This window comes from Anaerococcus provencensis, from assembly GCF_000312365.2.
Taxonomy (GTDB): Bacteria; Bacillota; Clostridia; order Tissierellales; family Peptoniphilaceae; genus Anaerococcus; species Anaerococcus provencensis.
Map to the genome: position 1 here is coordinate 299,186 of NZ_HG003685.1, position 21,968 is coordinate 321,153.

Annotated in this window: 26 protein-coding genes; 20 read left to right on the top strand and 6 right to left on the bottom strand. The window is 36.5% G+C overall.

Annotated features, from left to right (window positions below):
- The first annotated feature begins 21 nt into the window (after positions 1-21).
- From BN38_RS01675 to BN38_RS01685, 3 genes are read left to right on the top strand one after another with little or no spacing between them, the layout of a single operon-like run.
- Positions 22-567 (top strand): ECF transporter S component, encoded by a 546-nt coding sequence (locus BN38_RS01675; RefSeq protein WP_044565177.1) that lies wholly within the window; start codon positions 22-24, stop codon positions 565-567.
- Between the two features lie 41 nt (positions 568-608).
- Positions 609-1,028, top strand: a complete 420-nt coding sequence (locus BN38_RS01680; protein WP_044565178.1) for a PPC domain-containing DNA-binding protein — start codon at positions 609-611, stop codon at positions 1,026-1,028.
- 10 nt (positions 1,029-1,038) lie between these two features.
- Positions 1,039-1,668, top strand: a complete 630-nt coding sequence (locus BN38_RS01685; protein WP_044565179.1) for a CpXC domain-containing protein — start codon at positions 1,039-1,041, stop codon at positions 1,666-1,668.
- A gap of 27 nt (positions 1,669-1,695) precedes the next feature.
- On the opposite strand, the gene BN38_RS01690 is transcribed toward BN38_RS01685, so the two are convergent.
- Both BN38_RS01690 and BN38_RS01695 read right to left on the bottom strand, forming a co-directional pair.
- Positions 1,696-2,196, bottom strand: a complete 501-nt coding sequence (locus BN38_RS01690; protein WP_044565180.1) for a hypothetical protein — start codon at positions 2,194-2,196, stop codon at positions 1,696-1,698.
- Between the two features lie 8 nt (positions 2,197-2,204).
- Positions 2,205-2,645, bottom strand: a complete 441-nt coding sequence (locus BN38_RS01695; RefSeq protein ID WP_044565181.1) for a LytTR family DNA-binding domain-containing protein — start codon at positions 2,643-2,645, stop codon at positions 2,205-2,207.
- Between the two features lie 98 nt (positions 2,646-2,743).
- On the opposite strand from BN38_RS01695, the gene hemZ reads away from it, so the two are divergent.
- Positions 2,744-4,030 carry a coproporphyrinogen dehydrogenase HemZ gene (hemZ, locus tag BN38_RS01700; RefSeq protein WP_044565182.1) on the top strand — a complete coding sequence of 429 codons (1,287 nt, stop codon included), beginning with the start codon at positions 2,744-2,746 and terminating at the stop codon, positions 4,028-4,030.
- A 20-nt stretch (positions 4,031-4,050) separates the two neighbouring features.
- Here hemZ and BN38_RS01705 read toward each other — a convergent pair whose 3' ends face one another.
- Positions 4,051-4,911, bottom strand: coding sequence for a C39 family peptidase (locus BN38_RS01705; RefSeq protein WP_044565184.1), 861 nt, complete (start codon positions 4,909-4,911; stop codon positions 4,051-4,053).
- A 174-nt stretch (positions 4,912-5,085) separates the two neighbouring features.
- Here BN38_RS01705 and BN38_RS01710 point away from each other — a divergent pair, with 174 nt between their 5' ends.
- From BN38_RS01710 to BN38_RS01750, 9 genes are all read left to right on the top strand, one after another.
- Positions 5,086-6,009, top strand: coding sequence for a glycosyltransferase family 2 protein (locus BN38_RS01710; protein WP_049944418.1), 924 nt, complete (start codon positions 5,086-5,088; stop codon positions 6,007-6,009).
- Positions 6,010-6,042: 33 nt separating this feature from the next.
- Positions 6,043-7,455: an aminoacyl-histidine dipeptidase gene (locus tag BN38_RS01715; RefSeq protein WP_044565185.1), complete on the top strand. Its 1,413-nt coding sequence runs from the start codon at positions 6,043-6,045 to the stop codon at positions 7,453-7,455.
- A 121-nt stretch (positions 7,456-7,576) separates the two neighbouring features.
- Entirely contained in the window at positions 7,577-7,846 is a 270-nt protein-coding gene (locus BN38_RS01720) for an HPr family phosphocarrier protein (protein WP_044565186.1), read from the top strand.
- A 133-nt stretch (positions 7,847-7,979) separates the two neighbouring features.
- On the top strand, positions 7,980-8,711 hold the full coding sequence (gene sufC, locus BN38_RS01725; RefSeq protein WP_044565187.1) for a Fe-S cluster assembly ATPase SufC: 732 nt from the start codon (positions 7,980-7,982) through the stop codon (positions 8,709-8,711).
- Between the two features lie 3 nt (positions 8,712-8,714).
- On the top strand, positions 8,715-10,127 hold the full coding sequence (sufB, locus tag BN38_RS01730; protein ID WP_044565188.1) for a Fe-S cluster assembly protein SufB: 1,413 nt from the start codon (positions 8,715-8,717) through the stop codon (positions 10,125-10,127).
- Positions 10,127-11,167: a SufD family Fe-S cluster assembly protein gene (locus BN38_RS01735; RefSeq protein ID WP_044565189.1), complete on the top strand. Its 1,041-nt coding sequence runs from the start codon at positions 10,127-10,129 to the stop codon at positions 11,165-11,167. Before sufB ends, BN38_RS01735 begins: the two co-directional genes overlap by 1 nt.
- A gap of 1 nt (position 11,168) precedes the next feature.
- Positions 11,169-12,389 carry an aminotransferase class V-fold PLP-dependent enzyme gene (locus BN38_RS01740; RefSeq protein ID WP_044565190.1) on the top strand — a complete coding sequence of 407 codons (1,221 nt, stop codon included), beginning with the start codon at positions 11,169-11,171 and terminating at the stop codon, positions 12,387-12,389.
- A 1-nt stretch (position 12,390) separates the two neighbouring features.
- Positions 12,391-12,810 carry a Fe-S cluster assembly sulfur transfer protein SufU gene (gene sufU / locus BN38_RS01745; RefSeq protein WP_044565191.1) on the top strand — a complete coding sequence of 140 codons (420 nt, stop codon included), beginning with the start codon at positions 12,391-12,393 and terminating at the stop codon, positions 12,808-12,810.
- A 1-nt stretch (position 12,811) separates the two neighbouring features.
- Positions 12,812-12,997, top strand: a complete 186-nt coding sequence (locus tag BN38_RS01750) for a hypothetical protein (RefSeq protein ID WP_044565192.1) — start codon at positions 12,812-12,814, stop codon at positions 12,995-12,997.
- A 314-nt stretch (positions 12,998-13,311) separates the two neighbouring features.
- Here the strand turns inward: BN38_RS01750 and BN38_RS01755 are convergent, their stop codons facing one another.
- Genes BN38_RS01755 through BN38_RS01765 form a run of 3 tightly spaced genes read right to left on the bottom strand, consistent with a single transcriptional unit; the run spans position 13,312 to position 14,550 of the window.
- Positions 13,312-13,581 carry a hypothetical protein gene (locus BN38_RS01755; protein WP_044565193.1) on the bottom strand — a complete coding sequence of 90 codons (270 nt, stop codon included), beginning with the start codon at positions 13,579-13,581 and terminating at the stop codon, positions 13,312-13,314.
- Positions 13,582-13,591: 10 nt separating this feature from the next.
- Complete coding sequence (locus tag BN38_RS01760; RefSeq protein ID WP_044565194.1) at positions 13,592-14,077, bottom strand: prolyl-tRNA synthetase associated domain-containing protein; 486 nt, start codon at positions 14,075-14,077, stop codon at positions 13,592-13,594.
- A complete protein-coding gene (locus BN38_RS01765) occupies positions 14,077-14,550 on the bottom strand; it encodes a dihydrofolate reductase (protein ID WP_044565195.1) in 474 nt (157 codons plus the stop codon). Before BN38_RS01765 ends, BN38_RS01760 begins: the two co-directional genes overlap by 1 nt.
- A gap of 189 nt (positions 14,551-14,739) precedes the next feature.
- Here BN38_RS01765 and BN38_RS01770 point away from each other — a divergent pair, with 189 nt between their 5' ends.
- The 7 genes from BN38_RS01770 (at position 14,740) to lacB (ending at position 21,948) form a co-directional block, all read left to right on the top strand.
- Complete coding sequence (locus tag BN38_RS01770; RefSeq protein WP_044565196.1) at positions 14,740-15,876, top strand: galactose ABC transporter substrate-binding protein; 1,137 nt, start codon at positions 14,740-14,742, stop codon at positions 15,874-15,876.
- A gap of 63 nt (positions 15,877-15,939) precedes the next feature.
- Positions 15,940-17,436, top strand: a complete 1,497-nt coding sequence (locus tag BN38_RS01775; RefSeq protein WP_044565198.1) for a sugar ABC transporter ATP-binding protein — start codon at positions 15,940-15,942, stop codon at positions 17,434-17,436.
- A gap of 8 nt (positions 17,437-17,444) precedes the next feature.
- Positions 17,445-18,476, top strand: coding sequence for an ABC transporter permease subunit (locus BN38_RS01780; RefSeq protein WP_044565199.1), 1,032 nt, complete (start codon positions 17,445-17,447; stop codon positions 18,474-18,476).
- Positions 18,477-18,548: 72 nt separating this feature from the next.
- Positions 18,549-19,871, top strand: a complete 1,323-nt coding sequence (locus BN38_RS01785) for an alpha-L-fucosidase (RefSeq protein WP_044565200.1) — start codon at positions 18,549-18,551, stop codon at positions 19,869-19,871.
- A 16-nt stretch (positions 19,872-19,887) separates the two neighbouring features.
- On the top strand, positions 19,888-20,808 hold the full coding sequence (locus BN38_RS01790) for an N-acetylglucosamine kinase (RefSeq protein ID WP_044565201.1): 921 nt from the start codon (positions 19,888-19,890) through the stop codon (positions 20,806-20,808).
- 146 nt (positions 20,809-20,954) lie between these two features.
- On the top strand, positions 20,955-21,407 hold the full coding sequence (gene lacA, locus BN38_RS01795; protein ID WP_044565202.1) for a galactose-6-phosphate isomerase subunit LacA: 453 nt from the start codon (positions 20,955-20,957) through the stop codon (positions 21,405-21,407).
- 10 nt (positions 21,408-21,417) lie between these two features.
- Positions 21,418-21,948, top strand: coding sequence for a galactose-6-phosphate isomerase subunit LacB (gene lacB, locus BN38_RS01800; protein WP_044565203.1), 531 nt, complete (start codon positions 21,418-21,420; stop codon positions 21,946-21,948).
- Positions 21,949-21,968: the final 20 nt, after the last annotated feature.

The following is a 21,968-nucleotide window of genomic DNA, read 5'->3' on the forward strand; positions in this document are numbered from 1 at the left end:
ATAAGTCAGGGAGGGATTAGTATGAAAAATTTAACTACAAAAAAACTTGCCTACATAGGACTTTTTACAGCTTTGGTTTTTGTATCAAATTACTTGCAAATTCCATTTGTAACACCTTTTGGCAACACTCGTTTTCACTTGGGCAATGTATTTTGCCTTTTATCAGGCCTTATTCTAGGTCCAGGATTTGGGGGACTTGCTGCAGGTCTTGGGTCAGCACTTTTTGACCTATTTGATCCTATTTATTTTACATCAGCACCAACAACATTTTTAAATAAATTTTTATTGGCTGCCGTAGCAGGTTGGTTTTTCTATAAAAAAGATAAGGAAGTTGATACTAAAAAATCTCGCATAGTATTGGCATCTATACTTGGTCAACTTACATACATTATTCTATATCTTGGCAAATCTTATATAAAGAATGTTTACATCCTAGGATTAACACGCCAAGCTAGCATGGTTGAAATTGTACAAAAAGCTGGAGTTTCCTTTACCAATGGTGTGATTTCTGTAATATTTGCCTCAATTCTTACAATACCATTGTTAAAAGCCATCAAATTTGAATAATCATCTTGCTATTTGGGTAAAAACAAGTTAAGAGGTGTATTATGGACTATAAAAAATTTGGAAATAAAATTGTACTTAGACTAAAAAAAGGCGACAAAATTATTGAATCAATTGAAAAAATGGTAAGAGAAGAAGATATCAAGGCTTGCCATTTTGCAGGAATAGGAGCTGCAAATGAGATAAAACTCGGCCTGCTTCACCCAGGAGATAGCGAATATGCTTGGGAAACCTTCAGTGAAGATATGGAAATTACAAGTCTTGTTGGAAATGTCACAAGATTTGAGGGAGAGCCAATGGTTCATGCTCACATCACTTGTGGTAGAGAAGACTTTTCTATAATAGGCGGCCACCTAGGAGAAGGCATTTGTTCTTTGGCAGTTGAGCTATTTGTAGACATCCTAGATGGAGAACTTGTCAAAAAAGCCGACCCTGAACTAAAGATTAACACCATAGAGTTTTAAGGTGGATATTATGCAGACTAGAGAAAAAACTTTTGGAATAACCTGTCCATCATGTGGGCATTCTTTTGAAAAAGACCTAAATACAGCAGCATTTACAGATGATAGGAAGGCCATACTCACAAATGAATTTGGTAAAGTGACTTGCCCTAATTGCAAGCACGAATTTATATTAAACTACCGATTTGTCTACACAGACGAAGAAACTAAGTTTATGATAGTAAATGATCCTAAATTTACCGATGTAAAAAATAGGCTTGCCTTTGTTTCAAGTCTTGCTATGCTTGATAAGTTCCACAAGGATGAACAAGAGAAATATCTTACAAGAATGACCACGGATATAGAAGAAGTTCGTGAAAAGATTGTAATTTTTGAAAATTACTTGTCTGATAAGGCAGTAGAAATTCTAAAATATATGCTATTAGAAAGTGATGAATTAGAATTTAACCACGATGACCTAGAGTCATTTAGGCTAATAGATCAAGATACATTTTTGCTAAGAACTACAAGTGGCCAGGAGTACACCCTAGGCTTTGTAAGACCTGTATATGACAGAATAGTTGACCAATACAAGGGTCTATTTGATGAGTCCAAGGTTGAAAAAGTCGACAAGGCCTGGGCCTTTGAATTTTTGAAAAAATAAATAAGAAAAACTGGCTTTAAGCCCTGTTTAGGACTTATTGCCAGTTTTTTTAAGTCTTTGGTTAATTTTTTTGTTTATCTTAATTTGTCTATATATTTCTCTGATTCTTAAAACTACCGTTGTTAGTATTATTGTAATAGCTTTTCTTTTGGTGTCAGAACTTAGTGCTTGTCCTATTCCTAAGGTGTAAACTATTATAAAAATAGGAAGGACACATAATATAAGAAATATCAGATCTACTAGGGCTAGAGGGATTTTTTCGTTTTTTTCTAGCCTTATTATGACTTGTGAATACAAGAGTCCAACTATTAAAAAAGTTCCTAGTATTATGAGTGATTGAAATAAATATGCTTCTTTAATAGTTTTCCCTGCCATAAAGGCTGGTGCTACAAATGAGTATTCAAGGCTTTCTTTATCTAGAAATATAATTGATAGGAAAAATATTAGCCCGAGTCCTGCAAATGGGAAAAGTATGTAGTCTTTTATTTTAAACTTTTTATCTTCTGATGCTTTTTCGTAATCGTACATATATCCTCCTAGACTCCAAGTATTTCTCTTACTTTTTTCATTGCCCTGCGGGATACAAAGCAAATATCACCATTTACCATCGTGCAGCTTATGGTCCCTAGGTACTTAAAATCAAAATTCTTGGTCTTATCCAAATTTATAATCTCCGAATTAGAAATCCTCACAAAATTTTTGTAACCCAAGTAATCTTCAATCTTGTAAAGTGGAAGCTTCATAAGATAAGTCTTTTCGTCTGTGACTGTGTATACTTTCTTGTCCTTGGCATAAATCCTTATGATGTCATCTGGACTTATGATCTCAAGCTTATCGTCATAGATGCCCGACAGGACTTCCATTTCATTTGCCAAGATTTTTTCTTTTATATCAAGGCTTTCCTGGTCTATTTCTGGAGTTTTGATTATAATTTCTTTTTCTTTTAAGTTTTTATCAACTACTATCTCGACTTTCATTTGCTTACTCCTTACTAATATTTTATAAGAGATAAAAAATCAGTCAATGATTTGCCGATAACTGGTAGGTTTTTGCCGATAAGTGGTACAATATTCCCATGAAAATTAACTTATTTGATGAAAACAAGAGAAAAATTGTATACGATATTTTAAATATTTTCTATGAAGCTAGTGAAATAGAATTTGGAGAAGATGGGGATATAAAAATCCTTGAAGATAAGATTATTTTTAAAGACTCATCCTATACTTATAATAATAACTATGACCTTAAGGCTACTTTGTATAGCATATTAGTAAATGAAACTGGATATGAATCGCCCTGGGGGATGCTTACAGGATCTAAGCCATCCAAGCTCTTGCAAAAATACAGTCTCGACGAATTAAAAGAAAAATATTTTATCTCAGATGATAAGTTAGGCTTGCTTATAGATGTGAAAAATGAGCAGGATAAATTATCCTTTGATAAAAATAACTATAATCTTTATATCAATATCCCCTTTTGTCCGACGAGGTGTTCTTACTGTTCCTATCCAACTTTGGTTGGAGCTCACCACGATAGGGCTTCCTACATCGATGCTCTCTGCCAAGAGCTTGATATGATAGCTTTGCCAAGGCATTTGGCTTCCATATATATAGGAGGTGGAACCCCATCATACCTTTCCCACAAGGACCTAGAAAGACTCTTGGCTAAGGTAAATGAGAGGTTCTCATCTTTTGAATATATTTTTGAAGCGGGCAGAGAAGATACCCTAGATGAGGAAAAACTTGAATTGCTCAAGGATTATGGAGTGACAGGAATTTCTCTAAATCCACAAACTTTCAATGAAAGGGTGGTAAGAGCTGTCGGTAGGTCTTATGATTTTGACCACTTTCTAAAAATGTATGAAAAAGCCTTGGACCTAGGCTTTGTCATAAATATGGACTTTATAGTTGGTCTTGTGGGTGAGGATGCAGAATCTTTTGCCAAAAATTTCCAAATCCTAGAAAAACTTGGACCAGACAATATAACCTTCCACGCTCTAGCCAGCAAGGTAGGCTCCAAGTATAGGGAAAACAATAAGATGGGATCTGTAAAAGATGCCCTAATCATAAGTGAAGCCATAAAAAACTTCACAGATAAAAACTCCTACAAGCCCTACTACCTCTACCGCCAAAAAAATATCATATCCAATCTTGAAAATGTGGGCTATCAAAAAAATAATAAAGCTCAACACTATAATATTGCCATAAATGAAGAGCTAGAAAATATAGTTGGCCTAGGTATGAATGCAAACTCCAAGCTTACAAATGGGGTGAAATACAGGAATCCTAGAAACTTGAGAGATTATTTGTATAATATTACAAAAGTGATTGAAGAAAAGAATTCGATTTTAAAAACAAGCTAAGAAAAAATCCTAGCTTGTTTTTAATTTATTAGCCAAATATGGGCTATTTGATCTTTGATTTCATCATAGGACCAAGATTTTTCGCTTTTTTTCATACTATTGGGATCGTTTATGACAAATTTGCCGTCCTGGTAGGAATCGATCACAAGAATATGGCCAAAGAGAGTAAATATCCCCTTGTTTACCGAAACTATAAGTGGACCATTTTCTAAGGCATCAATCATTGAACTCTCATCATTAGAAATATCGTAGGCAGTATACCCATATCTATTTGCTTCATCACTGAAAAACTTCCAGGCTATACCATCATCAGTCATATAATTTTGGGCATCAATTCCAATCTTTCCCGGATCTATGGAAGTATCGTTCTCTAATCTTGCTAAAACCATGGCCATAGATGTTGGCCCACAGCCGGCAAGGCCTATTACAGATCCGCCCAAGTAGTCGTATGCCCATCTATTGTCCCACTGGAGAAAATAAGGTGTTCTCCTGCCATAGTCTACAGATACTCCTTGGTAATGCTCAAAATCTGTAATATTATTTGAATAATTATAAGCAAAGTCAATGGCATCAGAATCATTTCCTGCTAGATATATCAAGTTATCATCTAAATAATCAAAATTATCCACAATCCATCTTGCCTTGTCGTTTCCACTGTCAGCTTCTTTTTGTAAATTCATTTTTAAGGCTCTTTTGTTATCAGTCTTGTAATCAGCATTTTTAAAAGTATGGCTAAAAATTTCACTTATGGAATCCAAGGGAGAATCGACATAATATTTAGTTTCATTGTATCTAGTTCTTAAAAAATTATAGACTACAACTATAAAGGCTAAAAATATTATAGTCCTAAAAAAACCAAATTTTCTTTTCTTTCTTCTCATAAATTAATCCTCTGTATCACTTATGTTAAAACATATTATATCATACTTTTAATAATTGTAAAAAGTTTTTTATTTATTTAAAGATAATTTGGAAATAAAATCAATTAATCTTAAATTGACAAAACTTATCATAAATATAAAATAATAAATATAAAATACATAAGAGGTAAGGCTATGGCCAAGATAGATATTATAATCCCGGTTTACAATGGGGAGAATTTTATAGGTCAAACTATAAAATCAATAGAAGACAATAATTTTGCCGATATTAATATTATCCTTGTTGATGATGGTTCTATTGACGGGACAGAATCGCTAATCTTTAATTTGAGAGAAAAATATGGTAATATTTCATATTATAAAAAAGAAAATGGTGGAGTGTCTGCCGCTAGAAATTTTGCCATAGAAAGATCTGCCAGCCCCTATATATGTTTTTTGGATGCGGATGACCTTTATCATAAAGATTTTTTGCCAAAAATGTATGGGCAAATTGAAGCTACAAATGCAGATGCTTGCACATGTGGCTATTACAAGTTATATGATAAAAAGATTGTGCCTATGAAAAGTGCCTTTAGCAAGAAGGATTTTCTAGTAGATTATCTAATCAGCAAAAATAAACTTCATATCAGCAGTTTTTTAATAAAAAGAGAAGTGATTTTTGATAATAATATTCGTTTTGATGAATCTTCTTCCTATGGTGAAGATATAGAATTTATGACTCGTGTCATAAAATATTCAAGGAAAATAGAAATAGTCCCAGAATATTTGACCTACTATAGGATTGATAGCGATAGACCGACCTTGTCGACCTTTTCTTTAGATAAGATCAAAGCTGACATAGATTTTTCTAATAGGCTAATAAATGATCAAAAGCTAAATCTAAGCCCAAGAGAAAAAGCTGCCGTAAATCACAAACTTGTGGCAAATATTGTAAATAAGCTTATGACAGGCCTTGACCTTGGCTATGATAAGAAAGAGATCAGGGAGATTTATGAAGCTAATAAGTCAATTATTACAAAGAAAACAAATGCCTTTGGCCTAAGGTCAATCAAACTTATCTTAACAATTAAAAAACTTAGAAATAAAATTGGGTATTAGTAATCTAGGACTTAGTATAAAAAGGAGAAGTAAATGGAAATTAAAGAATTAAACCCTAAAGAAGTGTGGAAATTTTTCAGCGAAATTAGCCAAATCCCAAGATGTTCAGGTGATGAAGAGGCTGTTTCAAATTATTTAGTAAATTTTGCCAAAGAAAGAAACTTACAAGTGCGCCAAGATGAGGCAAAGAATGTAGTGATAAGAAAAGCTGCATCAAAAGGCTTTGAAGATAAGCCAATTGTTGCCCTTCAAGCTCATATGGATATGGTTTGTGTAAAAGAAGATGATTCTGACCACAATTTTGACACAGACCCTATCAAATTATTAATTGATGGTGATTGGGTGACAGCTGATAGAACAACCCTAGGAGCTGACGATGGTATGGGAGTTGCTTATATCCTAGCTATCCTAGATGATGAAAGCCTTGATCACCCAGCTCTTGAAGCGATAATCACAACAGAAGAAGAAACTTCTATGCTTGGTGCCCAAGCTCTTGATACATCAGATATAAAGGCCAAATATCTTCTAAATATCGACTCCGAAGAAGAGGGATATATCACAATTGGTTGTGCTGGTGGTCTTGATCTACCAATATCTTTTGCCAAAGAATACGAAAAAGCTAGTGGTGACTTCATAAAAGTAAGTCTAGGAGGATTTGAGGGTGGCCACTCAGGTATGGAAATCCACAAGGCTCGCCTCAATGCAATCAAAGCCCTATCTCGTCTACTTCTTGACATAGATGGACTTCAAATTGCCGAGCTTTCCGGTGGAGTAAAGAGAAATGCTATAGCTTCAAATGCCTATGCAATTGTTTCTGTTGCTGATAGGGCAGAAGCGATTGATATTATAAACCAAAGAAAAGATGAAATCCTAAACGAATCCAAAGACACAGATCCAAAGGGAACAATCACAGTAGAAGAGGCAAGTTTTGATGGGGATGTTCTCAGCAAAGACTTATCAAAAAGGTTTATCGACTGCCTATTTACCCTACCAAATGGTTTAGTAAAAAGACATGAGGGTGAAACTATAACTTCATCAAACATTGGAATCCTAGAAGAAGATGACAAAGAAATCAGACTTTCTTGCATGGTAAGATCTCAATTTGATTCTGCCAAACATTCTATTGCAGAGAAAGTTATGAAGATAGTAGAAAACTATGGTGGATCTGCTGAAATTAAGAGCGAATATCCAGGCTGGCAAAGAGAAGATACTCCGCTAATAGAACTTTCAAATGACATTTGGAAGGACCTACACGGTGATGAGATGATAATTGCCACAACCCACGGTGGATTAGAATGTGGTCTGCTAAAGGGAACACTCCCAGATGTAGAAATGATTTCATTTGGGCCAGAAATTCACGGAGCTCACTCTCCAGCAGAAAAAGTCCACATCAAATCAGTTGAAAACAACTACAAATTCTTAGTAGAATTACTAAAGAGAATATAACTTATAGACTCACCTGAAATATGGTGAGTTTTTTCTTTATAGTGATAACGTGGAAAATGTTTGCATTTTATAAAAAAATATTGTACTATAGTTCTATAAGAAGATCAGGAAAGGAGCTGCTATGTACGAGCAAAAAGTCACACTAACTAATGAGATTGGCTTGCATGCTAGACCTGCATCTATCTTCATCAGGGCTGCTGTAAAATTTCCATGCGATATTACTGTAGAAAAGAATGGTAGAAGTTATAATGCAAAGTCTATCATGTCAGTTCTTAGCATGAGTGCTTCTAACGGAGATGAGCTCACCATTAAAGCTTGTGGTGATGATGAAGAAGATGCCGTAAAAACTTTAGTTGATGTTATAGAAAATAAAATAAATCAAGATAATTAAAATTAATTAACGGGCATAAGCTCGTTTTTTTATTGGAAAAAAAGAGGTAAAATGAGTAAAGAACAATGATTGATAATTCCTAGTAAAGTAGTATACTTTATACGAATTTATTTTAGAAATAAAAGAGGTAAATATGTCTGAATTATTAAAAGTAGAAAATCTACATGTATCAGTTGAAGATACAGAGATTTTAAAAGGTATAGATTTAAGAGTAAATGCAGGAGAAGTTCATGTTGTAATGGGCCAAAATGGCTCTGGTAAGTCAACACTTATGAATACAATTATGGCAAATCCTGTTTACCAAGTAACAGAAGGAAAAATTTATTTTGAGGGCGAAGATATCACAGAAGAATCTGTCGACAAACGTGCTCGCCGCGGTATCTTTATGTCCTTCCAACACCCAGATGAGATTCCTGGGGTAAAACTAAATGATTTCTTGAGAATATCTGAAGAACAAATCACAGGTACAAAACCACAAATGCTATCATTTAGCAAAAAACTTGCCAAAGAAATGGAAAACTTAAATCTTTCTGAAGATTATGCAAGTAGATATGTAAATGTTGGTTTTTCTGGTGGTGAACGCAAGAAAAGCGAGATCCTCCAACTAAAAATGTTAAATCCAAAACTAGCTATGCTTGATGAAACAGACTCTGGTCTTGATGTGGATGCTGTAAGAATTGTATCAGCAGGTATAAAAGACTTCCTAAGCGAAGACAATGCAGTTATCATCATCACCCACCACAGAGAACTTTTAGAAAGTATAGATGCTGACTACGTTCATGTCATCAAAGATGGTAAGATTGCCCACGAAGGTGATGCATCACTAATGGATGAGATTGAAAAACGTGGATACGAATGGGTGTAGACTATGCCAAGTAACAATATAGAAGAAAAATTAAAAACTCTCGATCGTGGTTTTTACGATTTTATCGACGAGTTTACTTATGAGAAAATAACCGAAAAGGGCATCAATGCGGATATAGTAAACGAGATATCTCGTGAAAAAGGTGAACCTGATTGGATGAGGATTAGACGACTAAAATCCCTAGAATTATTTGAACAAATGGAAAATCCAACTTGGGGACCGGATTTATCAGAACTTAATGTGGCTGATATTACTGCCTATGTTAAGCCAAAAACTGACAAAAAATCAAGTTGGGATGCTTTGCCAGAAGAAATCAAGGCAACCTTTGATAGACTTGGTATTCCAAAGGCTGAACAAGAGTCTCTAGCAGGTGTTGGAGCCCAATACGACTCTGAGGAAGTGTATTTTTCTATTCAAAAACACCTTGAAGACCAAGGGGTTATCTTTATGGACTTTGCAACAGCCCTTAAAGAACACGAAGATTTAGTAAAAGAGTATTTCCAAAGAGCCATCCCACCGACACTTCACAAATATGCGGCCCTACACGGTGCTGTATGGAGTGGTGGAAGTCTAATTTATGTTCCAGAAGGAGTAAAGGTAGATATCCCTCTCCAATCATACTATAGGCTAAATGCTCCAGGAGCTGGCCAATTTGAACATACAATGATAATTGCAGAAGATAATGCAAAGGTACACTTTATTGAAGGCTGCTCTGCACCAAGATATAACGTTGTTAACCTTCACGCAGGTTCTGTAGAAATCTTTGTTGGCAAAAATGCCGAAGTAAGATTTTCAACTATAGAAAACTGGTCAAGAAATATGTACAACCTAAACACCAAACGTGCCATAGTTGACGAAGGTGGCAAGGTAATTTGGGTATCTGGATCATTTGGATCAAAAGTTTCTATGCTTTATCCAACATCTGTTCTTGCAGGAGAATACGCAAGTGCAGAGTATACAGGAATCACATTTGCAGCTGATGGCCAATATATAGACAATGGTTGCTCTATGATTCACCTTGCTCCAAACACATATTCAACAGCCCTTACAAAATCAATCACAGCAGGAAGCGGCAAATCAATGACTAGATCTCTAGTTCAAATGAAGAGAAATACAGCTGGAAGCCGTTCTACAGTAGACTGTGAAAACTTGATGCTAAGTGAAAATGCTCAATCAGATACTATCCCAGTTCTTGATATTAGAAATGACGATGTGGACTGTGGTCACGAGGCCAAAATTGGTTCCCTTGACCAATCACAAATCTTTTATCTAATGAGCCGAGGAATCCCAGAGGATGAGGCTAAATCAATGATAGTTCGTGGATTTGCAGAGCCAGTAAGTAGAGAGCTTCCACTAGAGTATGCAGTTGAAATGAACCGTTTAATTGATATGGAACTAGAAGGAGCAAATGGCTGATGAGCAAATTAAATGAAATGAGAATGTATACCTGGAACTCAACAGGCCTAAACTTCATAGAAAATGGCCTAGAAACACCAGATAAGAGGCCATATTTCAAAGAAAGTGACAAGGATGAAATCACATCTTTGAACCAAGCCTTTGCTGGCAAAAATTATGGAGTTTCAGAAGAAATTTTAAATGAAAATAAGAATTTTAGAAACTTTAGCATATACAGAGATATCAAGGAAAAAGCTGACTTTGAAGCTATAGATTTGAAATTGGATGCGGAAAATAATATCCTAGTTTCAAATATAGATATCAATGCGGCAGAAGATTCTGTTTCATCATTTTTGGTAAATGTAAATGGCGATGGCGACAAGCTTTACCTAAACTCACTAATTAGAGTAAATCTAGAAAAAAGAGCCAAGGTAAAATTAGTTATAGTAACCAACTTGCCAAAGGAATCTACCAACATACAATCAGTCGCAACACTCTTAGATGAAGAAGCTATGCTTGACATTTCATACATTGAAATAGGGGCAAGCCATTCACTAGTAAACATCAAAAACATCCTAGAAGGTGACAGGGCAATGGTCATAGAGGATGGAGTTTACTTCAAAGAAGGAGATGAATTCCTAGACATCCTTGCAACAAACGAACACTTGGGCAATGAAACAGATTCTGATGCCATGTTCAACGGTGCTTTGAAAGATGAAGCCCACAAGAACTGGAAAGGTGTAGTTGACCTAAGACCAGGTTGTGTGAGTGCCAATGGTAAGATTGGCGATTACTCAATGATGTTTTCAGATAATGTAAAAAACAAAACTGCACCAATCCTACTTTGTGCTGAAAAAGAAGTAGAAGGAAACCACGCTGCAAGCGTAGGTAGACTTAACAAAGATATGTTATTTTACATTATGAGTCGTGGTTTTGATAAGAAACAAGCAGAATCAATGATGCTAGAAGCGACTTTTGCAAAAACCCTTGATAAAATAGAAGACGAAAGCTTAAGAGAAGAACTCAAAAAAGAAGTTCGTCAAATGAACACAAGGAATTAAGATGGATATAGAAAAAATTAGAGCTGACTTTCCTTACCTAGATAGCAAAAATGTAGGTAAGGAGGTCATCTACCTTGACACGGCAGCAACTAGCCAAAAACCAAAAGAGGTAATAGATGCTGTCGACAATTATTATAAATATCAAAATGCAAACCCACACAGGGGAGCCCACTACCTATCATATGTGGCTACGACTGCCTATGAAGAATCTAGGGACTATATACAAAAATACATAGGGGCAAAAAGCAGGGAAGAAGTAATATTTACTAGAAATGCTACTGAAGCTCTAAACTTAGTAGCTTATTCTTACGCTATGGCAAATCTAAAAAAGGATGATGAGATACTAATCACTATCCTAGAACACCATGCCAACCTTGTACCATGGCAAATAGTAGCAAGGAAAACTGGAGCAAAACTCGTTTACGCTTACCTCAATGATGATTATAGTCTAGACTACGATGATCTAAAAAATAAGATTAATGAAAAGACAAAAATTGTATCTTTCACTGGGGCATCAAATGTCACAGGGGAAATAATAGATGTCAAAAAAATCGTAGATTGGGCCCACGATGCTGGTGCTATTGCCATAGTTGACGGTGCTCAACTCATACCTCATCTAAAGGTCGATGTGGCTGACTTAGACTGTGACTTCCTAGTATTTTCCGGCCACAAACTCCTTGCGCCAATGGGAATAGGCGTCCTTTATGGCAAAAAAGACTTGCTAGAAGAAATGGATCCATTCTTAACTGGTGGAGATATGATAGAATATGTCTATGAGCAAGAAGTGACCTTTGCAGAATTGCCATACAAGTTTGAAGCTGGCACCCAAGATGTAGGTGGAGTAGTAGGACTTGCAGCAGCCATCAAATATATGGAAAAAATAGGCATAGATGAGATTTATAAATACGAATCAGAACTTACTCGTTATGCCTACGATCTAATCAAAGACTACCCACATATCAAGACTTTCTATCCGGAAAATGCAAAAACAGGGGCTGTCCTATCCTTTACTTATGATGACATCCACCCACACGATATTGCGTCAATCCTCGATAGCAAAGGCGTTGCTGTAAGAAGTGGCCACCACTGTGCTATGCAACTACACAAGTACCTAAATGTAAGTTCAACAGCAAGGGCAAGCTTTGCGTTTTATAATACAAAAGAGGAAGCAGAAATATTTGCCAAAGAACTCTTAAATGTAAGAAAGGTGATGGGCTTATAAAATGAATATGGAAGAAATTTATTCTCAAATAATCCTAGATCATTCGAGAAACCAAGCAAACAAACACGAACTAGAAGATGCCGATGTCAAAGAACCAGGCCACAATCCATCCTGTGGAGACGAGATTGTCTTGGAGCTAAAATACGATGGAGATAAAATCGTAGATGCGGCCTTTACAGGCGATGGATGTGCCATCAGCCAAGCTGCCACAAGCGTTATGTGTGATACAATCGTTGGAAAAAGCAAAGAGGAAGCCAAAGAACTAGCTGATATCTACATTCGCATGATAAAAAGAGAAGAAATCACTGACGAAGAGCTAGACAAACTAGGCGATGCAGCTGCCTTTATCAACATCCAAAATATGCCACAAAGAGTAAAATGTGCCCTTCTAAGCTGGAAGACCTTGGACCAAGTAATATAAGATGAACAAGAAAAACCTAGAAAATTTGGAGTTTCTAACAAGTGCATTTACAGCTTTTTTGTTGTATTTGCTAACCTACCTCCAATACAGCAAAGGTAGATCATACTGGTGGTTCATACTCATAGTATCAATACTAATGACGGCAAATGCTTATGTAAAATACAAGAATATAAAAGAAAAAAAATGAGCCCAGAAGTGGTTTCAGTTTTTTTGTGTAAAAATATAATTGACGAAATGCTCGAATAATCCGCAATTTCCTACTGTCATCCTGATTGAGCGCAAACGAAAGAAGGATCTCCCATAGGTATACTCCTCAAGAGATTCTTCGCTAAAGCTCAGAATGACAGCGTGGCCTAGGGCGGCATTATCGCTTCTCCACAATGGAAGAAGGACTTTGTTGTACTTGCAAAGAACTAAGTCCCTTGTCATCCTTGAGGCCGTAGGACGAAGGATCTCAAGGGGAAATTGCAACAAAAAAGAGGGCCTCGGCCCTCTTCCTACTTATATATCTTCTTGTTTGATAAATACAACCTCTACTCCATCAAGAACTTTGGATGGAACTCCTGCTCTGCCTTCTGCTTTTGCCTCATCGTAGCCTTTCAAATCGTCGCGGTATTTTAAAAATCTTTTTAGATTTGCCATAGATTCATTGATGTTTATTAGCTCTTGGCCCTCGTATTTTTGTGGATTCTTTTCATAGTCTTCGATTAGTGGTGTGCAAAATGGGCATTTATCGCTTACAAATATTTCTGTTGTTTTTACTTTTTCCATGGATTCTCCTTTATAATTCTTCTATATGGTATTCATACCCTATATCATCTAGGTATCTTAATAAGTCTTGAGTGCTTATAAATATTGTCTTTTCGTTTGTATTTGGGTGAAAGCTCATTTTTTCTTCATCCATAATTTCCTTATCAAAGTAAACTGTTATGTCGTGGTCTTCGTTGTTTAGAAGTCCAAATGGAGATACAACTCCTGCTGGAAGCCCCATCTTTTCCATCAAAGAGTTTTCTGATGCCATTTTTACCTTCTTGCCTACTATTTCTTTGAATAAGTCCATATCCATGCGTTTTGTATCATCCATTATAACCAAGTAAAATTCTCTTTTCTTCCTGTCGGTCAAAAACATGGTCTTGGTACGAACACCCTCGATTCCCTCGATAAATTCATCTGCTTGTTCAGTTGTAAGTGCAGGTGGATGTTCTACAAGTTCGTACTTGATTCCAAGTTCGTTTAGTTTGTCTGCTACTTTTTGATATAAGTCCATCATTTCCTCCTATAATTTACATATTTAAATTTGATTTTATTTTCTTCAAGAATTTCGGATTCGTTTGTAATTTCAAAATCATCGTCAAGATCAAAATTGTGAAGGTAAGTGTCGGCATCTTTTTGGTCAAAAATTTTTGTTATGATTGCCTCATTGCAATAGGGCAAAAACAAATCTACTATCTGGCTGCCACCTATTACATAAGCTTCATTGTCCCCTACATAAGCTAATATATCATCAACACTATGGAAAACCAAGGCATCATCTAGCTTATAATCTTTATTTCTAGTTAAGACTACATTATCTCTATTTGCCAAAGCTTTTCCTATAGACTCATAGGTACTCCTACCCATGATTACAATATTTCCAATTGTGAAGTCCTTAAAATGTTTTAGGTCTTTTTTTATATGAAAAAGCATTTCATTATCTTTGCCGATGCCCCAATTTTGGTCAACAGCTAGTATTATTTTCATGCTCACCTCCCATAGATTACATACATACATTAAACCATTTTAGGTAAAGGTTACCATCTTTATATTGACAATAAATTAATTAAGTTATATCATATGTACTAAAGAAGCAAATGTTTTCATTATTTATGCTTCAAATAAAGCACTTTCCTATACTTTAGTGCTTATATTAATATTCAACAGGAGGGTTTTATGAATATTAAAAAATTTGCAAACTTTGCCTTAGTTATGGCTTTATCATTAGGTCTAACTGCTTGTGGTGGTAATTCAAACGAAGCACCAGCAGATGATAACAAGGCAGCTACAGAAGCTCCAGCTGAAGAAAACACAGAAGAATCTAAAGAAGATTCAACAGAAGCTGAAGCACCAGCAGAAGAAGAAAATAAAGAAGAAGCTACAAATGGCGAAACTAAAAAAATCGCAGTTTTACTTTACAATGGTTCTGATACATATATCGCATCAGTTCGCCAACAATTAGAAAAGCTTGATGAAGCTGACGATTCTATCGAATTTGTTTTCCAAGATGGTCAAAAAAACCAAGGTACACAAACTGACCAAATCAACAACGTAGTAGCTCAAGGTGTTGATGGTATTATGCTAAACATAGTAGATATTTCTGCCGCATCAACAGCTATGGAAACTATTAAGGCTGCTGGAATTCCAACCATATTCTTTAACAGAGATATGACTGAATCTCTAACAGAAGAAGACCTAGACAATTTCTTCTTTGTAGGAACAAATGCTCCAGAAGCAGGCGTTATGCAAGGTGAAATCCTTACAGAATTGTGGAATGCTGGCGACATGGATAGAAATGGCAATGGCAAACTTGATTACGTTATGCTAAATGGTGGTCTTGATAACCCAGAAGCTCAAGCTCGTACAGAATATTCTGTAAAAACTCTTGAAGAAAATGGCATCGAAGTAAACGAAGTTGCTTTCCAAGATGCTCAATGGAATACAAACCAAGCAAAAACAGCTATGGATACATGGCTACAAACAGATAAAGACGACATAGATGCAGTTATAGCTAATAACGACGAAATGGCTATAGGTGCTATATCAGCTCTACAAGCTGTTGGTATGAACACAGGTTCTGCTGACGATAACATCGTAGTAGTAGGTGTTGATGCTACAGACCCTGCAATAGCTGAAATCGACAAGGGAACAATGTCTGGTACTGTTAAACAAGACGCTGAAGGTATGGCAAAAGCTCTAGTAGATACTATTAAAAACAAATTAAATGGTGGAAACTTCAAAGATACTGAAGGATACGATCTAGGTGAAGATGGCAAATCTTTCAGAATTAAATATCAAAAATATACTAAATAGTTAACTGGTATTAAGGGGCGGTGGCTTATTAGCGCCAGCCCCTTATATTGTATAGAGGTGTTTATGACCAATTTATTAGAAATGAAATCAATAAACAAATCATTTCCCGGGGTAAAGGCCTTAGATAATGCACAACTAACCTTACAAAAAGGCACAGTTCATGCCCTTATGGGCGAAAATGGTGCTGGCAAATCTACCCTTATGAAGTGTTTGTTTGGAATCTATACTCCAGATAGTGGGGAGATATATATTGATGGCAAAAAAGTTTCCTACAAGGACCCAAAAGATGCTCTAGACTCTGGTGTTGCTATGGTTCACCAGGAGCTAAACCAAGTACCTATGCGTTCTGTAGCAGAAAATATTATGCTAGGAAGATTCCCAAACAAGCGTGGTATTATTGATAGCAAAAAGATGAACGATGAGACCAAGGCACTATTTGATAAACTTGGCCTAGATTTTGATCCTAAGAAAATCATAGGCAAATACTCAGTTGCAGAAAGACAATTAATAGAAATAGCCAAAGCTGTTTCCTACGATGCCAAGATTTTAGTATTGGATGAGCCTACAAGTTCTCTGACAGAATCTGAAGTTGAAAAATTATTTGAAATTATTAACAGATTGAGATCAGAGGGAGTAGGTATTATTTACATATCCCACAAGATGGAAGAAATCCTTGCGATTTCAGACTATGTTACAGTCATGCGTGATGGCCAATTCATAGCTGAAAATAAGGCCAGTGATTTGACCAAAGATGAGATAATAAGGTTAATGGTAGGAAGAAAGCTTGATGCCAAGGACCTAAACCCAGAATCATACGAGAGAGATGAAGTCCTACTAGAAGTTAAAAACCTTACTGGTAAATACAAACCAACTGTAACTGATGTGTCTTTTGACCTAAAAAAAGGAGAAGTCTTGGGTATAGCTGGCCTTGTTGGATCTAGGCGTACAGAACTTGTTGAGACTATTTTCGGTCTTAGACAAAAAGAATCTGGAGAAATCTATGTTTCTGGCAAGAAGGTAGAAAATAGAAATCCTGAAGAAGCCATCAAAAATGGTTTTGCCCTAGTTACAGAAGAGCGTAGGGCTACAGGAATCTTCCCATATGCCAGCATAAGATTTAATTCAACTATTGCAAACTTGCGCGAATATGCCAAAAAAGGCTTTGTAAATGAAAAAGCTTTAAAGGACAGTACTACAAAAGTTATAGACTCAATGAGTGTAAAAACTCCAAGTCAACATACCAAAATCATGAACTTATCTGGTGGTAACCAACAAAAAGTAATCATTGGCCGCTGGCTTTTGACAGATCCTGACATACTTTTACTAGATGAGCCAACCCGTGGTATAGATGTCGGCGCAAAGTATGAGATTTATAAGCTAATCCAAGATCTTGCAACAACTGGTAAATCTGTAATATTCATATCATCTGAAATGGCAGAATTGCAAATGATTTGTAATAGAATCATGGTAATGAGCAATGGACGTGTTGCAGGAATTGAAGAAAACAACAAAGACTTGAATCAAGAAAAGATCATGGCCCTACAAGCCATGTATGTATAGGTGGTAAAATGGAAACTACAGAAAAGAAAAAATTTGATTTTAAAGAATTTATTTTAAACAATGCCTTGATTATCATAATCCTGGCTTTGATTGTTGGGATAATCATAGTAGACCCAACCTTTATAACAAATCCAAGAAATATTATCAATATATTATCACAAACAGCTACAAGATTGTTTATAGCTCTTGGTACTGGTGGTCTATTAATCCTTGCGGGAACTGACCTTTCAGCTGGTAGGATAGTAGGTTTCACAGCAGCTATTGCAGGAGCCTTGCTACAATCATCTGACTTCCCACAAAAGTTTTTCCCAAATATCCAAGGAGCTAATATAATCTTTGGATTGCTTGCAGCTATAGTTATTGGCGCTATTTGCGGGGCCCTAAACGGCTTTGGTGTAGCTTATCTAAAACTACACGCCTTTATAGCATCCCTTGGTGTCCAACTTGCAATCTTTGGTATTTTGCAATTATTTATAGCAGCTAACCCTTATGGACCACAACCAATTGGTGGTTTTGACGAAAAATACGCCAACCTTGTAAGAGGTGGATTTAAAATTCCTGGAACTGACCTTATTTTCCCATATTTGATAATATATGCAGCAATAGCGTCTGTCATCATGTGGTTTATTTGGAATAAAACTGTTTTGGGCAAAAATATGTTTGCCGTAGGTGGCAACCCAGAAGCTGCAGAAGTTTCTGGTATCAACGTTACAAAAACAATAATGATAGTCTTCATAATATCTGGTATTATGTATGGTTTGTCAGGATTTTTGGAAGGTCCTAGACTAGGATCTGTTACAACAACTACAGGAGAGGGCTATGACCTAGACGCCATAGAAGCCTGCCTAATAGGTGGAGTATCATTCTCCGGAGGTATAGGAACAATACCTGGTATAGTCCTAGGTTCTATAATCCTTCAGGTTATAAACTACGGTTTGCTATACATCGGCCTAAACTCCTATGTACAAATCATCATAAAAGGACTTTTGATTATACTAACAGTAGCACTTGATACAAGAAAGAGAATCAAGAAAAAATAAAAGTAGAAAATGGCAGTATCTAGGCTGCCTTTTTTCTTGGCAATAAGGGTAAATTCTTAACAAGGAGGAGATATGACAAACTCACTTGAACAAATAAACAAGAGAACTCAGTGGTTTAGAGATGCCCGTTTTGGTATGTTTATCCATTGGGGAATCTATGCCATCCCGGCCAGGGGAGAATGGGTTAGAAGTTTTGACAAAATAGAATTAGATGACTACTTAAAATATATGGACCAATTTGATCCGATAGACTATGATCCGAAGGCTTGGGCCAAGGCAGCCAAAAAGGCTGGTATGAAATACATGGTTCTTACAGCCAAACATCACGATGGATTTTGTCTCTTTGACAGCAAGTATACAGAATACAAGGCTACGAACACAAAAGCTGGAAGAGATCTGGTCAAAGAATATGTAGAGGCAGTAAGGGCTGAAGGTCTTGGAGTTGGCTTATACTTTTCCTTGATTGACTGGAGCCACAAGGACTTTCCCAAATATAATGACATCCACAGCCCCCACTATAGGGACGAAAGATTTAAGGATGAGAAAATTGATTGGGACAATTATAAGAAATTTCTCCACAATCAAATCGAAGAGATAGTCACAAACTATGGCGAGTTAGATATATTCTGGTTTGACTTCTCCTACGAAGATATGTACGGAGACAAATGGGGAGCCAAGGAAATTGTGGAAATGGTTAGAAAATATCAGCCAGACGTGATAATGGACAACAGGCTAGAAACTTCTGGTGAAGGCTTTGGTTCAATAGTAACAGAAAATCCTAGTCCATATTCTGGTGACTTTGTAAGCCCTGAGCAAATACTTCCATATGAGGGAATCAAAAACGACAATGGCGAAGATGTTCCTTGGGAACTTTGCCTAACTATGAACAATAATTGGGGCTACAATGCCAATGACAAAGAATTTAAATCCTCCAAATTATTAATCAGAAAACTTGTAGAATGCGTCAGCAAAAATGGCAATATGCTTGTAAATGTTGGACCAACTGCAAGAGGATATATGCCTAGACAAAGCTTGGAAATTTTAGAAGACTTTGGCAGGTGGTTTGACAAGAACTCTGAGTCTATCTACGGCTGTGGCAGGGCAAAAGATTTGCCAAAACCAGACTGGGGATATTACACCCAAAAAGACAATATAATCTACGCCCACATATTTGAAGCTCCAATAGGACCTTTGCCACTAATTGGCCTAGATAAGGATGAAATAGATTATATGACCTACCTCCACGATGGATCTGAAGTGACTGTTTCAAACTCTTGGGTAATAAAAGCATATGACAAGCTGACCTTTGCCCAAATATATCCAGGCTCCAGCACATGCCAATTGCCTGATGACACAGATACGGTAATTAAGATAGTATTAAAAAATAAAAAATGATATAGAAAGGAAAATTATGACAGAAGGAAAATTTTTAGGTATAGATGGTGGCGGAACAAAAACTGCCTTTTTACTAGATGTAAATGGACAAAGATACGAAGATAAGCAGATCACAATCCATCCAAAACAAGTAAGCAAGCAAGAGTATTTTGACATAATAGAACTTGGTATAGGTGATGTTTGTAAGCAAGCGGGTATCAATCCATCAGAGATTGACTATACTTTTGTGGCAGCTCCAGGATATGGCCAATACCCAGACACAGAAGAGTATATCCACGAGGGAATCAGAAGAGTCCTTGGCAATGACAAGTTTACAGTAGAAAATGACTGCGTCAATGGTTGGGCAGGATCGCTCAATGCTAAGCCTGGCATAAATATAGTAATTGGAACAGGTGCCATAGGCTATGGTCGCGACCAAGCGGGCAATTCTATGAGATGTTCTGGCTGGGGACCATTCTTGGGAGATGAAGCAAGTGGCTATTGGATCGGCCTAAAATTACTAAACTTATTTACAAAAATGAGCGATGGTAGAATAGAGAAGACCAAAATCTATGACATGGTAAAAGAAAAACTTGCCATGGAAGATGACTTTGAAATATTTGACATTACAGACAATATGAGACGCGATGAGATAGCAGCCCTATCCCGCATCCTCCACCAAGCCCTAAACGAGAATGACCCATACGCCCTTGATATCCTAGACCAAGTGACAGACGAGATTGCCTTGGTCATAGATGCTATCACAAAGAACTTAAACTTTGATGGAGTAGTTGATGTATCATTTTCTGGTGGAGTGACAAATATAGGGGAAGCGCTTTACGAAGAGATAAAAACAAAAATCAAATCCAATGTGAACATAGTAAAACCATACACAAGCCCAGTAGATGGATCTGTGATTTTAGCTAGGGAAATTTACTCTGGGAACTTGAAATTTTAGTTATAAATATAGCTTAGGGATATAATTCTTTAAGCTATTTTTTGTAAAGATTTTTAATGTTTTTTATTGACTTTAGGTGTTTAGCCTAATATAATGTAAACAAATAAGAAAGAAAACAAACATTTATAAACAAAGAGGAGGAAGATTTGAAAGTATATATTTCTTCAGACAAAGATGGATTAATGCTAAAAGAAAGCTTAATCGAAGAAGTAAAAAATCTTGGATACGAAATCGAAGATTTGACAGAAGAAGGTTTTGACTTTGTTGACAGTGCTAAGGCTGTATGTCAAAAACTACTAGAAGTAGACGGCATGCTAACAAGTGGATCAGACGATGCATCAGTAGGAATCTTAATCGACAAGTACGGTGCAGGCTCATATATGGCTGCCAGCAAACACAAGGGAATGATTGCAGCAGAAGTGAGCGAAGAGAGAAGCTCACTTATGACCAAACGCCACAACGGAGCAAGAATTCTTTGTCTAGGATCAGGCATTGTAGGCGAGGAACTTGCAAAATCATGTGTCAGAGATTTCTTAAGCCATGGCTATGATGGTGGACGCCACCAAATTAGAATAGACATGCTTAACAAAATGCTATAGGAGGGAAAATATGAAAATAGCCTTAGGATGTGACCACATAGTAACACACTTAAAAATGGAAATATCAGACCACCTAAAAGCAAATGGTCACGAAGTAGTAGATGTAGGAACATATGACAATACTAGAACCCACTATCCAATGTTCGGCAAAAAAGTTGGAGAGCTAGTAGCAAGCGGCGAATGTGAGCTTGGAGTAGTACTTTGCGGTACAGGGGTTGGAATCACAACAGCAGTAAACAAGGCATTTGGAACAAGATGTGCCCTAGTAAGAGACTGTGCGACAGCTGTATATGCCAAAGAAGAGTTAAACGCTAACGTTATAGGCGTAGGCGGCATGATAGTAGGAAGAGATTTGGCCTTTGAAATAGTAGATAGATTTATAGCAGCCCAATACAAACAAACAGAAACAAACAAGAAGCTAATCGACAAGATAATGGCTATAGAAGAAGAACAAGGCGAAGATAAAGAAACTCAATTTTGTAACAACGAATTCTTTGACGAATTCATAGAAAAATGGGACCGAGGCGAATACCACGACTAAAAAATAAAAAAAGAGAGGGA